Here is a 17,256-nt window from a genome sequence, read left to right on the forward strand (position 1 = left end):
CGGGGTTGCTTGAGGTGTCTTCGGTGTTTGCGGCGCGGGTGGGGGAGTGTGAGCGGGCGTTGGCGCCGTTTGTGGATTGGTCGCTCACGGATGTGCTTCGGGGTGCCGGGGATTTGGGGCGGGTGGATGTGGTGCAGCCGGTGTTGTGGGCGGTGATGGTGTCGTTGGCGGCGGTGTGGGCGGGGTATGGGGTGCGTCCTGTGGCGGTGGTGGGTCATAGCCAGGGTGAGATCGCGGCGGCTGTGGTGGCCGGAGCGCTGTCTTTGGAGGACGGCGCGAAGGTGGTGGCCCTGCGGAGTAAGGCGTTGCGGCGGTTGGCCGGGGGTGGGGCGATGGCTTCCCTCGGGGTGGGCCAGGAGCGAGCGGGCCAACTGCTGTCGGGTCTGGGGGATCAGGCCGCTGGTGTAGGCGTGGCGGCTGTCAACGGGCCCTCCTCAACCGTGATTTCGGGTCCGCCGGAGCAGGTGGCCGCTGTGGTGGCCGCATGCCAGGAGGCGGGGGAGCGGGCGCGGCTGATCGAAGTGGACTATGCCTCGCACGGTCCTCAAGTGGACGAAATCCGGGATGAGTTAAATGAGGTTCTGGCCGGTGTCCGCCCGGTTGTGGATGGTGCGGATGAGGTGGCGTTCTACTCGACCGTGACCGGTGGCCGGACCGATGCCTCTGCCCTGGATTCGGGCTATTGGGTGCGGAATCTGCGGGAGCGGGTGCGGTTCGCCGATGCCGTAGAGGCGTTGCTGGCGGACGGCCATCGGGTGTTCATCGAGGCCAGTACCCATCCCGTACTGACCCTCGGAATGGAGGAGACGTTCGAGCAGGTGGGTGTGGACGCGGTCGCCGTGCCCACACTGCGCCGCGATCACGGTGGCCAGGCTCAGTTCCTCCGCTCGCTCGCCCAGGCGTTCACCGCCGGAACCGACGTCGACTGGAGGGCCGCGTTTCCGGCCGACCCCACCCCTCGTACGGTCGATCTGCCCACGTACGCCTTCCAGCACCAGCGCTACTGGCTGGACGGCCTCAGCGGCCGGGGTGCCGACCCCACCGACCTCGGCTTGGTCGCCGCGGGGCATCCGCTGCTGAGCGCCGCCGTGGAGCTTGCCGATGGCCAGGGGCATCTGCTGACGGGACGGCTCTCGGCGCGGTCCCATGGCTGGCTCGCCGACCATGTGGTGGCGGGCGCGGTGCTGGTACCCGGGACGGCCCTGGTGGAGTGGGCGCTGCGGGCCGCCGATGAGGTGGGCTGCGGTGGTGTCGAGGAGCTGGCGCTCCAGGTACCGCTCGTACTGCCGTCCAACGGCGGGGTTCGACTGCAAGTGGCCGTGGGCGGGCCGGGCGCCGATGGCCGACGCGATGTGCGGATGTACTCGCGTCCCGACGACGATGGTGGCGACGCGGCGGCCGGGTGGGTGCGCCATGCGGAGGGCGTGCTGAGCCCGCCTCCTGACGGCTCCGGGCCGGTGGAGGAGCTGGGCGGGGCATGGCCACCGGCGGGTGCGAAGCCGGTGGAGCCCGGGGACTTCTACGAGCACCTCGCGGCGTCGGGGTATGCCTACGGCCCGGCCTTCCAGGGCCTGCGCGCCATGTGGCGGGACGGGACGGATCTGCTGGCCGAGGTGGCGCTGCCGGAGGCCGCGGGGGAGAGGACGGGATTCGGTATCCACCCGGCGCTGCTGGACGCCGCGCTGCATCCCGTTCTGCTGACCGATGGGTCACCGAGCGGCGCCGAGTCGGCCGGTGGCCGGGTGTGGTTGCCGTTCACCTGGAGCGGTGTGTCGCTGTGGGCGACCGAGGCGACCACGGTACGGGTGCGGATCTCTCCGTACGAGCCGAGTGCCGAGGGGGAACGGACGCTGCGGGTGACCGTGGCGGATGCCCTGGGCACCCCGGTCCTGAGCGCCGACGCGGTGGTGCTGCGGTCGGCCGACCCCGATCAGCTGCGCACGGCCCAACAGCTCGGCCCGGACGGGTTGTTGGTCATGGATTGGGTTCCCCTCCCGGTTCCCGCGCCATCCAACGGCGCCGGGCGGTCCGCGGACCATACGGCCGATGACGCCGACTGGGCGATCCTTGGGCCCGAGGACAGGGCTCCGGCCGGATCCGCCGCCGTATGCCACCCGGACCCGCAGGCGTTGATCAGCGCACTCGACGCGGGTGCCCCCACCCCCGCGGTCGTCCTGGCACTCGAGCCCGCCAAGGCGGTCGACGCGCGCGATCGAGGGATGGCGGCCGACGGTCTGGCCTCGGCGGAGCGGGTCCTGGCGCTGTTGCAGGGCTGGCTGGCCGAACCGCGCCTGGCCGACATCCGGTTGGTGGTGGTGACGCGGGGCGCCATCGCGACCGATGACCCCGGTGGCTTCGATCCCGTGGCGGAGGGCGTGGATACGGCGGGTGCTGCCGTATGGGGCCTGGTGCGCAGCGCGCAGGCCGAGAACCCCGGCCGTTTCCTGCTGCTCGATCTCGACTCGCACGCCGAGGTGTCGTCCGCCCGCCTCGTGGCCGACGCCGTCGCGCGCGCCGTGGAGATGGACGAGTCACAGCTGGCGCTGCGCGCGGGGCGGGCGCTGATGCCCCGGCTGGTGCGCGCCGCGCGAAGCGGCGGCCTGGTGGCCCCGGCGGGGGAGCCCGCGTGGCGGCTCGGGCTCGAGGGCGCCGGGACGGTGGACAGCGTGCGGCCGGTGGCCTGCCCGGAGGTGCTGGAACCGCTGCGGGAGGGCCACATCCGGATCGATGTCCACGCGGCGGGCGTCAACTTCCGCGATGTGCTCATCGTGTTGGGGATGTACCCCGGGGACGCGGCCTTCGGGGGCAGCGAGGGCGCCGGTGTGGTGCGGGAGGTCGGCCCCGGTGTGACCGGCCTCGCCGTGGGCGACCGGGTGATGGGCCTGTTCGAGGGCGCGTTCGGCCCGCAGGCCGTGGCGGACGCCCGTACGGTCGTACCCATCCCCGACGGCTGGACCTTCCGGCAGGCGGCCGCGGCCCCCGTCGTGTTCCTCACCGCCTGGTACGGGCTCGTGGAGCTGGGCGGGCTCCAAGCGGGGGAACGGGTGCTGATCCATGCGGCGACCGGTGGTGTGGGGACGGCTGCGGTGCGGATCGCGCGTCACCTGGGTGCGGAGGTCTATGCGACGGCGAGCCCTGGCAAGCATGGGGTGCTGGAGGCGATGGGTGTCGATGCGGCGCACCGGGCTTCCTCGCGTGATCTGGCCTTTGAGGGGGCGATCTGGGAGGCGACCGGTGGCCGTGGTGTGGATGTGGTGCTCAACAGCCTCGCCGGGCCCTTCGTGGATGCCTCGCTGCGTCTGCTGCGCGAGGGTGGTCGGCTGCTGGATATGGGCAAGACCGATGTCCGCGCCCCGGAGGTGATCGCGGCCGAGCACCCCGGGGTGATCTACCGGGTCTACGACCTGATCGCCGACGCCGGTCCGGACCGTATCGGTGAAATGCTGTGCGAGTTGGGTGAGTTGTTCGCCTCCGGTGTGCTGGAGCCGCCTTCGGTGCGGGCGTGGCCGTTGAGCCGGGCGCGGGAGGCGTTGCGGTATCTGAGTCAGGCCAAGCACACCGGGAAGCTGGTGCTGGACGTCCCCGCTCCGGTGGACCCGGACGGCACCGTGCTCATCACCGGTGGCACCGGCACGCTTGGCGGACATGTCGCCGAGCACCTCGTCCGCCATTGGCACATCCGCCATCTGCTGCTGGTGAGCCGCAGCGGTACGGACGCGCCCGGCGCGCCGGAGTTGCTGGCCCGCCTCGCCGACCTGGGGGCCGACGTACGTATCGCCGCCTGCGACATCGGCGACGCCGCCCAGCTGGCCGAGGTCCTCGCGGGTATCGACCCGGCACATCCGCTGACCGGTGTCGTGCACGCGGCCGCAGCGCTGGACGACGCGATGCTCCCCTCGCAGGATCCGAAACGGCTTGCGCGGGCGTGGGCGGCGAAGGCCGCGGCCGCGGCCCATCTGCACACCGCCACCGAGCGTCTGCGGCTGGGCATGTTCATCATGTTCTCCTCCTTCGCCTCCGATCTCGGCACCCCCGGCCAGGCCAACTACGCGGCCGCCAACGCCTTTTGTGATGCCCTGGCCGCCCGCCGCCAAGCGGCCGGGCTTCCCGGGCTGTCGGTGGCATGGGGACTCTGGGCGGCCACCAGCGGTCTCACGGCGCGGCTGGCCGACGCCGATCTGGCCAGGATCGGCCGACTGGGCATCAAGGCCAACAGCGCCGAGGAGGGGCTGGCGCTGCTGGACGCGGCCCGCCACCACGGCCATCCGCATCTGCTGGCCCTCCGCCTGGACACCGGCTCCCTCGCCGCACAGCCTTCCGGCACCCTCCCCGCCCCCTTGCGGGCCCTCGCCACCGCCGGCGGTGGGCGGGCCCGGCCCACGGCGGCCGCCGGTGGGCAGACCACCGACTGGGCGGGTCGGCTCAGGGGACTGCCGGCTGCTGAACAGCACCGGCTGCTGCTCAACCTGGTGCGAACGCAGGCGGCCACGGTGCTCGGCCACGCCGATCCGGGTGTGGTGCGGCCGGACGCGTCGTTCAAGGAGCTGGGCTTCGACTCGCTGACCGCCGTGGAACTGCGCAACCGGCTGGCCGCGGCCACCGGACTGCGGCTGCCCGCGGCCCTCGTCTTCGACCACCCGGAGGCGGCCGTGCTGGCCGAGTGGCTGCGCAGGGAGCTCTCGCCGGACGGTGAGCCGGGCGCCCCGGACGCCGATGTACCGCGGCCCCATCCCGTGCTCAACGAGCTGGTCAGGCTGGAGAACAGCCTGTCGGCCGTCGCGGTCGAGGACGTGGACTCCGGCGCGGTCACCGCCCGGCTGGAGACCTTGCTGTCCAAGTGGAAGGCGCTGTGCTCGTCGGCGCGGGCGGACGACGGCAATGCCGTGGGGCGGTTGCGGGTGGCGACCGCCGATCAGGTTCTGGAATTCATCGACAACGAACTTGGCCTGTCATGAACTACGTGGCGCGCCCTTCGCTGAAGGCCGGGTGACCCTCTGTGACGCACGCTAATGAAGAGAAGCTGGTCGACTATCTGCGGCGAGTGGCAGGCGATCTGCACGAAACGCGTCAGCGGCTGCGCGAGTTGGAGGACCGCTCCCAGGAGCCGGTGGCCGTGGTCGGCATGGCCTGCCGCTACCCCGGTCAAGCCGACTCGCCCGAGGAGCTGTGGCGGCTCCTGGCCTCCGGCGATCACGCCATGGGGGAGTTCCCCGCCGACCGCGGCTGGGACCTGGACGGGCTGTTCCACCCGGACCCGGACCACCCCGGCACCAGCCATGCCCGCGAGGGCGGATTCCTTTACGACGCCGACCAGTTCGACCCCGAGTTCTTCGGCATCAGCCCGCGCGAGGCGCTGGCCATCGACCCGCAGCAGCGGCTGCTGCTCGAAGTTTCCTGGGAGCTCCTCGAACGCGCCGGAATCGACCCGGCCGCGCTGAAGGGCTCCTCGACGGGGGTGTACGCCGGGACCGCGCTGCCCGGCTTCGGCACCCCGCATATCGAGAAGAGCGCCGAGGGCTATCTGGTGACGGGCAACGCGCCCAGTGTGCTCTCCGGCCGGGTGGCGTACACCCTCGGCCTGGAGGGGCCGGCGGTCACCGTGGACACGGCGTGTTCGTCCTCGCTGGTGTCGATGCACCTGGCGTGTCAGGCGCTGCGGCAGGGCGAGTGCACCCTGGCCCTGGCCGGCGGGGTGACGGTGATGGCCATCCCGAACGTGTTCACCGAGTTCTCCCGGCAGCGCGGGCTGGCTCCGGACGGCCGGTGCAAGGCGTTCTCGGCCGACGCCGATGGCACCGCCTTCTCCGAGGGCGTCGGCCTCGTGCTGCTGGAGCGGCTGTCCGACGCACGGCGCCACGGCCGTCGCGTACTCGCGGTGATCCGGGGCTCGGCCATCAACCAGGACGGCGCCTCCAACGGCCTGACCGCGCCCAACGGACCCTCCCAGCAGCGCGTCATCCTCCAGGCGCTGGCGAACGCACGGCTGTCCCCGGCCGAGGTGGACGTGGTGGAGGCGCACGGCACCGGAACCCGCCTCGGCGATCCCATCGAAGCCCATGCGCTGCTCGCCACCTACGGCCGGGACCGGCCCGATGACCGGCCACTGTGGCTGGGATCGGTCAAGTCCAACATCGGGCACACGCAAGGTGCCGCGGGTGTGGCCGGGGTCATCAAGATGATCATGGCGATGCGGTACGAGACGCTGCCCGCCACCCTGAATGTCGACGAGCCCACACCCCATGTCGCATGGGACACCGGCGCCGTACGCCTGCTCACCGAAGCCGTCGACTGGCCGCGTGGCGAGCGGCCCCGCCGGGCGGCGGTGTCCTCCTTCGGCATCTCCGGGACCAACGCCCATCTGCTGCTCGAACAGCCCCCTGCCGATGAGTCCTCCGCCGACGAGCCCCCTGCCGGTGTGTCCCCTCCCGACGAGTCCTCCGCCGACGAGCCCCCCGCACCGGACCGGATCCCCGGGGCGATCGCCGTGGACACCGAGCCGTTGGGCCAACGCGTGGTGCCCTGGGTGGTGTCCGCCCGCACCGGCCAGGCGTTACGCGACCAGGCCGGCGCACTCGCCACGTATCTCACCGACCACCCCGACCTGCCCGTGGCCGATGTGGGCTGGTCGCTGGCCCGGACCCGCTCGGCCTTCGAGCACCGGGCCGTGGCGATCGGCGAGGACCGCGACGAACTGCTGACCGCCGTACGGGCCCTGGCCGAGGGCCGCGGCCACCCCGGGCTGACCCTGGCCACGGCGCCGACCCGCTCCGGCGGCACGGCCTTCATGTTCACCGGGCAGGGCAGTCAACGGCCCGGTATGGGCCGGGAGTTGTACCGCGCCTTTGATGTGTTCGCCACCGCACTCGACGACGCCTGCGCCCAACTGGACCCGCTGCTCGGCCACCCGCTGCGCGACATCCTCTTCGCGGCCGAGGACACCGACGAGGCGCGGGCCCTGCACGGCACCGGCGTGACCCAGGCGGCCCTCTTCGCCCTGGAGACCGCGCTCTTCCGGCTCGTGGAGTCGTTCGGCCTCACCCCCTCCTTCCTGACCGGCCACTCCGTCGGCGAGCTGGTGGCCGCGCATGTGGCGGGTGTGCTGTCCCTTCCGGACGCCTGCGCGCTGGTGGCCGCCCGTGGCCGGCTGATGCAGGCGCTGCCGTCCGGCGGCGCCATGGCCGCCGTCGAAGCCACCGAGGAGCAGGTCCTCCCCCTGCTCGCGGGCCGTGCGGACCGTGTGGCGCTCGCCGCGGTCAACGGCCCCACCTCGGTGGTCGTGTCCGGGGCCGCCGAAACCGTCGACGAGATCGCCCGCACCCTCAAGGAGCGCGGCCACCGCACCAAGCGGCTCCGTGTCAGCCACGCCTTCCACTCGCCCCTTCTCGACCCCATGCTGGACGACTTCCGCGAAGTGGCGCGGCGGCTCACCTACCACGCACCGCGCATCCCGGTGATCTCCAACGTCACCGGCCGGCCTTCCGACCCCGAGCAGCTGCGCGACCCCGAGTACTGGGTGCGGCACATCAGCGAGCCCGTACGGTTCCACGACGGTCTGCGCACCCTGCACGGCGAAGGTGTGACGCGCTACCTCGAACTCGGCCCCGACGCCGTCCTCACCACCATGGCCCAGGACGCCCTCGCCGCCGAGACGACGGCCCCCGATACCTCCGACGGCGAGCCCGTGTTCGCCACCGTCCTGCGTCCCGGCCGAGACGAGCCCCGTACGCTGCTGACCGCGCTCGCCCTGATGCACATCGACGGCGGCGCGGTCGACTTCGCCGCCGCACTCCCCGAGGACGCGGTCCATGTCGACCTGCCCACCTACCGGTTCCAGCGGCAGCGGTACTGGCGGCCCGTCCCGAACGCCACCGCAGACGTACGCGCCGTCGGCCTCGGCGCCACCGGCCATCCCCTGCTCCAGGCGGCCGTGGAGACACCCGACGGCGGACTGCTGCTCACCGGACGGCTGTCCCCGCACACCCACGCATGGCTCGCCGACCACACCATCGCGGACAGCGTCCCCCTGCCCGGTACGGCCCTGCTCGAGCTGGCCCTCCTCGCCGCCGCACGCACCGGCAGCGAGCTGATCGACGACCTCACCCTGGAGACACCGCTGATCCTGCCCGCCTCCGGCGCGGTACGGATCCAGCTCGCCGTCACCGCGCCCGACGAGACCGGACGGCGGACCGTCACCATCGCCTCGCGCCCGGCCGACGAGGGCGGCGACGCCCTGGACGCCCCGGCCGCCTGGCGCCACCACGCCACCGGCGTACTGTCCGACGCGATCACACCGCCGCCCGACGACGGGCCGCGGACCACGGCCTGGCCACCCGCCGGGGCCGTCCCGGTCGACGTGGCCGACCTGTACGAGCGCCTGGCCGCGCAGGGATACGCCTACGGGCCCGCCTTCCGCGGGCTGCACACCGCATGGCGGCTCGGCGAGGAGATGTTCGCCGAGGTGCGTCTGGCCCCGGAACAGCGCGCCGAGGCCGACGGCTACGGGCTGCACCCCGCCCTGCTCGACAGCGCCCTGCACCCGGTGGAAGAGCTCATGGGCGGCGGCCACGCGCCGGACGGCGCCGAGGCCACCGTCAGACTGCCGTTCACCTTCGGCGTGGTGCGGCTCTTCGCCACCGGCGCCACCCGGCTGCGGGTGCACATCACCCCCACCGCCGCGGACACCCTCACGTTGCGGCTGACCGACGACCACGGCGCGCCCGTGGCCACCATCGACGCCCTCGGGCTGCGGGAGGTCCGCGCCGACCGTTGGCGCTCCGCCCGCGCCGCCACGGCGGACGCCCCGCTGTACCGCCTGGACTGGCAGCCCTACCCGATCTCCGCCGACTCGCCTCCGTCCACAGCGAGTTGGGCGCTCATCGGACCCCGGGGTCGGGCCCCGGCCGTCCCGGACCTCACAGCGCACCCGGACCTGGATGCCCTGCGCGCCGCCCTCGACGGCGGACGGCCCGCCCCCGACATCGCCGTCCTCGAATGCCCCGGCGCACCTGACACTTCCGCGCCCGACACCTCGGCACACCCGGACGAGACGCCCGCCCGGGTACGCGCCGTGGTGCATCACATTCTCGGCGCGCTGCGCACCTGGCTGACGGACGAGCGGTTCAGCGGGACCCGGCTGGTCATCGCCACCCGTGGCGCGGTCGCCACCGGCCCCGGGGACGGGCCCGCCGACCTGGCCACCGCGCCCGTATGGGGCCTGGTCCGCGCCGCCCAGGCCGAACACCCGGAGCGCATCCTGCTGCTCGACCTGGACGACGATCCCGCCTCGCGCGATGCCCTGCGCACCGCCCTTCCGGCCGCCGTCGCCGGTGCCGAATCCGAGGTGGCGGTACGGGCGGGTACGGCCCTCGTGCCTCGTCTGGTCAAGGTCCTCCCGGAGCGGGACACCCCACCCCGCGCCCTCGACCCGGACGGCACGGCACTGATCACCGGCGGCACCGGAGCGCTGGGCCGGCTGGTCGCCCGGCATCTGGTCGCCTCGCACGGCGCCCGCCATCTGCTGCTGGTCAGCCGGAGCGGTGGCATCACGGAGGACATCGACGCGTTCGCGGACGAACTGACCGCGCTGGGCGCGGCGGACGTGCGCATCGCGGCGTGTGACGCCGCCGACCCCGAGGCGCTGGCCGCACTGCTCGCCACGCTCCCCGAAGCGCATCCGCTGACGGCCGTCATCCACGCCGCCGGGGTGCTCGACGACGGTGTGGTCACCGCCATGACCCCCGAGCAACTCGACACCGTACTCGCCCCGAAGCTGGACGCCGCGTGGCATCTGCACCGGCTGACCCGGGACATGGATCCGGCCGCGTTCGTGATGTTCTCCTCCGCCGCGTCCATCATGGGCAGCGGTGGCCAGGCCAACTACGCCGCGGCCAACATGTTCCTCAACGCACTCGCCGAACACCGCCGCGCCGAGGGGCGCACGGCCCACGCACTGGCCTGGGGGCTGCTGGCGTCCGCCGGTGGTATGACCGGCCACCTGGACGACGCGGACCTCGCCCGGATGGCCCGCTCCGGAGTCGCCCCCGTCTCCAACGAGCAGGCGCTGACGCTGCTCGACACGGCGCTCACCACCGATCACCCCACGCTCGTCCCCGCGCGCTTCGACCTCGCGGCGCTGCGCACCCGGGCGTCCACCGGGCCGCTTCCGCCCGTACTGCGGCGGCTGGTGCACACGCCCACACGGGCCGCCCGGAACACCGTGACGAGTTCCCTGGCGGGGCGGCTCGCCGACCTGCCGCCCGAGGAGCAGGACCGGCTCATCGGAGAGCTGGTACGCGACCAGGTCGCCACCGTGCTCGCCCACCCCGCGCCGGAGGCCATCGAACTGGGCAGAGCCTTCCAGGACCTCGGCTTCGACTCGCTGACCGCGCTCGACCTGCGCAACCGGCTCAACGCGGCCACCGGCACCCGGATCCCGGCCACCGTCATCTTCGACTATCCGACCCCCGACGCCCTGGTGCGCTTCCTGCGCGAGCGGCTGGTCGGCGCACCGGCCGGGACACCGCTCCCACCGACGGCCACGCCCGTGGCCACCGACGACGACCCGATCGCCATCGTCGGCATGGCCTGCCACTATCCGGGCGGTGTCGGCTCCCCCGACGAGCTGTGGCGGATGGTGGCCGACGGCGTGGACGCGATCGGGGAGTTCCCCGCGGACCGCGGCTGGGACCTCGGCGGCCTTTTCGACCCCGACCCGGACCACATCGGCACCAGCTACGCCCGCGAGGGCGGATTCCTCCACGAGGCCCCGCGGTTCGACGCCGAGTTCTTCGGGATCTCACCCCGCGAGGCGCTGGCCACCGACCCACAGCAGCGGCTGCTGCTGGAGACCGCGTGGCAGGCGTTCGAGAGCGCGGGCATCGACCCGGTGAGCCTGCGGGGCAGCCGTGGCGCGGTGTTCACCGGGGTCATGTACGACGACTACGGCAGCCGTTTCCTGGGCCGCACCCCCGAGGGCGTCGAGGGCCGTCTGATGACCGGCAGCACACCGAGCATCGCCTCCGGCCGCGTGGCGTTCACCTTCGGCCTGGAGGGGCCCGCGGTGACGGTGGACACGGCGTGCTCCTCGTCGCTGGTGGCCATGCATCTTGCGGCCCAGGCGCTGCGGCAGGGGGAGTGCACCCTGGCGCTGGCCGGTGGGGTGACGGTGATGGCCACACCCAACACCTTCGTGGAGTTCTCGCGCCAGCGCGGACTGGCCCCGGACGGCCGCTGCAAGCCGTTCGCCGCGGCGGCCGACGGCACCGGCTGGGGCGAGGGCATCGGCCTCCTCGTCCTGGAGCGGCTGTCGGGCGCGCGCCGCAACGGCCGTGATGTGCTGGCGGTGATCCGCGGGTCGGCGATCAACCAGGACGGCGCGTCCAACGGACTGACCGCGCCCAACGGACCGTCCCAGCAGCGGGTGATCCGCCAGGCCCTGGCCACCGCACGCCTCTCCCCGGCGGACGTGGACGCGGTGGAGGCCCACGGCACCGGCACCATGCTCGGCGACCCCATCGAGGCCCAGGCGCTGCTCGCCACCTACGGCGAGGACCGGCCGGAGGGCAGTCCGCTGTGGCTCGGCTCCATCAAGTCCAACATCGGTCACACCCAGGCCGCCGCGGGAGTGGCGGGTGTGATCAAGATGGTGATGGCCATGCGCCACGGGCTGCTGCCCGTCTCGCTCCACATCGACGAGCCCAGCCCGCATGTGGAATGGAACGACGGCGGAGTGCGGCTGCTGACCGAGGCGGTCGAGTGGCCACGGGCCGAACGGCCCCGGCGCGCGGGCGTCTCCTCCTTCGGCATCAGCGGCACCAACGCCCATGTGATCCTCGAACAGGCCCCGGACCAGGCACACTCCACGGATCCCGATCCCGACCCCGACCCCGGACCCGGGCCCGACGGCCTCCGGGTGGTGCCCTGGGTGCTGTCCGCGCGGGGCGCCGAGGCGCTACGGGACCAGGCGCGGGCACTGGCCGCGCGGCTGACCACCGGCCCCACGGCCTCGGCCGCCGAAGTGGGCTGGTCCCTCATCCGCTCCCGCACGCTGTTCGACCACCGCGCCGTCGTGGTCGGTGAGAGCCGCGCCGAACTGATGGCGGCCGTCGAGGCACTTGCGGCCGATGAGACACACCCCGGTGTGGTGCACACGGGCGCGGCCGCCGCCACGGGTGGCGCGGGCCCGGTGCTGGTCTTCCCCGGCCAGGGCTCGCAGTGGATCGGGATGGGTGCAGGACTGCTGGACGCCTCACCGGTGTTCGCCACCCGGGTGGCGGAGTGCGAACGGGCGCTGGCGCCGTACGTCGACTGGTCCCTCACCGAGGTGCTGCGCGGGGTGGCCGGTGCGGGCGATCTGAGCCGGGTGGATGTGGTGCAGCCCGTCCTGTGGGCGGTGATGGTGTCCCTGGCCGCCGTATGGGCGGGCCACGGAGTGCGGCCCGCCGCCGTCGTGGGCCACAGTCAGGGCGAGATCGCCGCCGCCTGCGTGGCCGGGGCGCTCACCTTGGAGGACGGCGCCCGGATCGTGGCCCTGCGCAGCCGGGCGCTGCGCCAACTGGCCGGAGGTGGGGCGATGGCCTCCCTCGGCGTGGGTCAGGAACGGGCCACGGATCTGCTGTCGGGGCTGGGCGACCGTGCGGCCGCCGTGGTCGTGGCCGCCGTGAACGGGCCCGCCTCCACCGTGGTGTCCGGTCCGCCGGAGCAGGTGGCCGCGACCGTGACCGCCTGCCGTGACACCGGGGAACGCGCCCGGACCATCGAGGTGGACTACGCCTCGCACAGCCCCCAGGTCGATGAGATCGCGGACGAACTCACTGATCTTCTCAGGGGAGTTGAGCCGGTCGAACCGTCTGGCTCCGGGGTGGCGTTCTACTCCACCGTGACCGGTGGCCGGGCCGATGCCTCGATCCTGGATACGGGTTACTGGGTGCGGAATCTGCGGGAGCGGGTGCGGTTCGCCGAGGCCATTCAGGCGCTGCTGGCCGATGGCCACCGGGTGTTCATCGAGGCAAGCACCCACCCCGTCCTCACGGTGGGCATGCAGGAGAGCTTCGAAGAGGCGGGCGTTCCCGCCGCCACCGTCCCCACCCTGCGCCGTGACCACGGTGACCTCGCCCAGCTGGTGCGCTCGCTGGCCCAGGCGTTCACCGCGGGGGCCGAGGTCGACTGGACCACCCTGCTCCCCACCGACCCCGCACCCCGCACCGTGCCGCTGCCCACCTACGCCTTCCAGCGCGAGCGCTACTGGCTCGAAGGCACCGCGGGCCGGGGCGGCGACCCCGCTGACCTCGGCCTTGTCTCCGCCGAACACCCGCTGCTCGGCGCGGCCGTGGAACTCGCCGACGGCAGCACCCACCTGCTCACCGGACGGCTGACGGCCGGTGGCGGCGAGAGCTGGCTCGGCGAACACGTGGTGGCGGGCGCCCGGCTGGTGCCGGGGGCGGCCCAGGTCGAATGGGCGCTGCGGGCCGCCGACGAGGCGGGCTGCGGCACGGTGGAGGAACTCGCCCTCCAACTCCCGCTCGTCCTCCCCGACACCGGCGGGCTGCGGGTCCAGGTGGTGGTGGGCGAGGCCGCCGAGGACGGACGCCGCGACGTACGGGTGTACTCCCGGCCCGACCGCGACGCCGAAACCACCGCGGACCCGGTCTGGGTGTGCCACGCGGTCGGCGTGCTCGGCCCCCACGGCGAACCGGCACCCCAGCCCTCCGGGGTCTGGCCCCCGGCGGGCGCGGAGCCGGTGGACACGGACGGCTTCTACGAGCGTGCCGCGGCCGCCGGATACGGATACGGCCCCGCGTTCCAGGGCGTACGGAGGCTGTGGCGCGACGGCGCGGATGTGCTCGCCGAGGTGGCGCTGCCCGAACCGGCGGGCGGCCAGGCCGGATTCGGCATCCACCCGGCGCTGCTGGACGCCGCGCTGCACCCGGCGTCCCTCCTCGACCGGCCCATGGAAGAGCACGGGGAGGACCCCGCAGAGGAGCACGGGGAGAAACACGGGGAGGCACAGAGGGAGGGGCACGACGACGGCCGGGTGTGGCTGCCGTTCGCCTGGCACGGGGTGTCGCTGTGGGCCGCGGGAGCGACCACCGTACGCGTCCGGCTGACCCCGCATGAGCAGGCCGCGGAAGGCGAGCGGGCGCTGCGGCTGACCGTGGCCGACGCCGTGGGCGACCCGGTACTGACCGTCGACTCCCTGGTGCTGCGCCCCGCCCGTACGGATCAGCTGCGGACCGCCGGCCGGGGCGCCGTGGACGGACTCTTCACCCTGGACTGGACTCCGCTCCCCGAGATGGCGCCCGGTGCCGACACGGGGCTGCTCGAGCCGGTGGCCGGGGACGGCGGCTGGGTGGCGCTGGGCGCCGAGGGCGTCGAGTGGGCCCCGCCGGACGTGGTCCGCCACCCGCACCTGGAGTCGCTGGTCGCGGCCATCGACGCCGGAACCCCCGTGCCCTCGGTGGCGCTGACCGCCGTACCCGCCTCGAAGACGGCCATGGACATCGAGGCTGCCGAGACCGATGCCCTGGCGGCCGTGCGGCGGACACTCGACCTGCTGCGGGGCTGGTTGGCCGAACCCCGGCTGGCCGAGAGCCGCTTGGTCGTGGTGACACAAGGCGCGGTCGCGCCCGGCGGTCCGGTGGCGGAGGAGCATGGCTCCGGGGCCGTGGACACGGCGGGTGCCGCGGTATGGGGGCTGCTGCGCAGCGCACAGGCGGAGAACCCGGAGCGGTTCCTCCTCCTCGACCGCGATCCGCGCGGCGCGCCCGACCCCGATGAGATCGGCGCGGCCGTGCTGGACGGTGTGCTGAGGGCCGTAGCCCTGGACGAACCGCAGGTGGCGGTGGGCTCCGACCGGGTATGGGCGCCTCGTCTGACGCGTGCGGGCGGCCCCGGCAGCGGCGGTCTGGTGGGTCCGGTGGGAGAGCCCGCGTGGCGACTCGCCGTGCGGGGCGCGTCCACCGTGGACAATGTGACGCCCGTGTCGTGCCCCGAAGTGCTGGAGCCGCTGGGGCCGGGAGAGGTACGGATCGCGGTGCACGCGGCGGGCATGAACTTCCGCGACGCGCTGATCGCCGTCGGGATGTACCCCGGTGGCGGGGTGTTCCGCGGCAGCGAGGGCGCGGGCGTGGTCGTGGACATCGGCCCCGAGGTGGCCGGGCTCGCGGTGGGCGACCGGGTCATGGGCCTGTTCGAGGGCGCGTTCGGGCCATGGGTGGTGGCGGACGCGCGCATGGCCGTGCCGATCCCCGACGGCTGGAGCTTCCGGCAGGCGGCCGCCGTACCGGTGGTGTTCCTCACGGCCTGGTACGGGCTGGTGGACCTGGCCGGGCTGCGGGACGGCGAATCGGTGCTGATCCACGCCGCCACCGGCGGCGTCGGCATGGCGGCCGTGCAGATCGCCCGCCACTTGGGCGCGGAGGTCTACGCGACGGCGAGCCCCGGGAAGCACACGGTGCTGGAGGAGATGGGCATCGACCAGGCACATCGCGCCTCGTCGCGCGATCTGGACTTCGAGGAGGCGTTCCGGGAGGCCACCGGCGGACGTGGCGTGGATGTGGTGCTCAACAGCCTCGCCGGGCCCTTCGCCGACGCCTCCCTGAGGCTGCTGGCCGACGGCGGACGGCTCTCCGAGATGGGCAAGACCGATATCCGCGATCCGGAGCGTCTCGCGGCCGCACATCCGGGCATCCGCTATCGCGCCTTCGACCTGGTGCCGGACGCCGGGCCGGACCGCATCGGAGAGATGCTGTGTGAACTGGGCGAGCTGTTCGGCGCCGGAGTGCTGCGGCCCGCGCCCGTACGGCCCTGGCCGCTCGACCGGGCGCGCGCCGCGCTACGCCGGCTGAGCCAGGCCAAGCACACCGGCAAGCTGGTGCTCGACGTACCCGCCGCGGTCGATCCGGACGGCACGGTGCTGATCACCGGTGGCACCGGCACCCTGGGCGCCTACATCGCCGAACACCTCGTCCGCACCTGGGGGATGGGCCATCTGCTGCTGGTGAGCAGGCGGGGCCCGGACGCTCCGGGCGCCCGCGACCTGGCCGCCCGGCTGGAGGAACTGGGCGCACGGGTGCGCGTCGCGGCCACGGATGTCACCGACGCCTCGGCGGTGGCGGATCTGGTGGCGGGCATCGACCCCGAACATCCGCTGACCGGAGTCATCCACGCCACAGGTGTGCTGGACGACGCGGTGGTCACCGCACAGACCCCCGAACGGCTGGCGCGGGTATGGACCGCCAAGGCCACGGCCGCGGCCCATCTGCACACGGCGACGGCCCATCTCCGGCTCGGCATGTTCGTCCTCTTCTCCTCAGCCGCGGGCACACTCGGCAGCCCGGGGCAGGCCAACTACGCCGCTGCCAACGCCTTTTGCGACGCACTCGCCGCTCATCGGCGGGCCGCCGGGCTGCCGGGCGTATCGATCGCCTGGGGCCTGTGGGCCGACGCCAGCGGGATGACCGGACACCTGGCCGAGGCCGATCTGGCCCGGATGTCCCGTACCGGCGTCGCCGCCCTGAGCACCCGGCACGGTCTGGCCCTGCTCGACGCCGCCGTCCAGCACGGCGGTGACCATCTGGTCGCCGCCCATGTGGACCCCCGCACCCTCGCCGGACTGCCCGCCGAGAGCCTGCCCGCCACGCTGCGCGCCCTGGCCGCCACCGGCGGCGCGGGCACCGGACGGCGCACCGCTGCGGCGGCCGGGGAAGGCCGCCAGGTCGACTGGGGCGCCCGGCTCGCGGGCCTGTCCACGGCCGAACAGCACCGGCTCGTGCTCAACCTGGTCCGTGGCCACGCCGCCACGGTGCTCGGACACGCCGATGTGGATGCCGTGCAGGCCGAGGCCAGCTTCAAGGAGCTGGGCTTCGACTCCCTGACCGCCGTCGAACTGCGCAACCGGCTCGCCGCCGCCACCGGTCTGCGGCTGCCCGCCGGGCTGGTCTTCGACTACCCGGAGGCCACCGCGCTCGCCGACCACCTGCTGGAACGGCTGGCACCCGGCGACGGACCCGCGTCGGGACGGGACGCCGTCGACCCGGTCCTGGGCGAGCTGGCCAGGCTGGACACCACCCTGGCCACCCTCGCCACGGACGACGAGGGCCGGGAGCGGATCGCCAAACGGCTGGGCGCCCTGCTGGCGAAATGGAACACCGGCGGGTCCGGCGACCCGGCCGGCGCGACCGGCTTCGACGCCCTCGAAGCGGCCTCGGACGACGAGATGTTCGAGCTCATTGACCGTGAACTGCCCTGATGGAGGCG

General features: G+C 73.6%; 1 protein-coding gene and 1 pseudogene. Both read left to right on the forward strand.

The features are described 5' to 3' along the window. Positions 1–5: 5 nt before the first annotated feature. Positions 6–4,955, forward strand: a pseudogene (locus tag AB0E24_RS45090) (SDR family NAD(P)-dependent oxidoreductase); the annotation flags it as partial. 41 nt (positions 4,956–4,996) lie between these two features. Further along, a complete protein-coding gene (locus AB0E24_RS45095) occupies positions 4,997–17,248 on the forward strand; it encodes an SDR family NAD(P)-dependent oxidoreductase (RefSeq protein WP_359385760.1) in 12,252 nt (4,083 codons plus the stop codon). The last annotated feature ends 8 nt before the right edge of the window (positions 17,249–17,256 follow it).

It is taken from the genome of Streptomyces malaysiensis subsp. malaysiensis, from assembly GCF_040653035.1.
Taxonomy (GTDB): domain Bacteria; phylum Actinomycetota; class Actinomycetes; order Streptomycetales; family Streptomycetaceae; genus Streptomyces; species Streptomyces malaysiensis.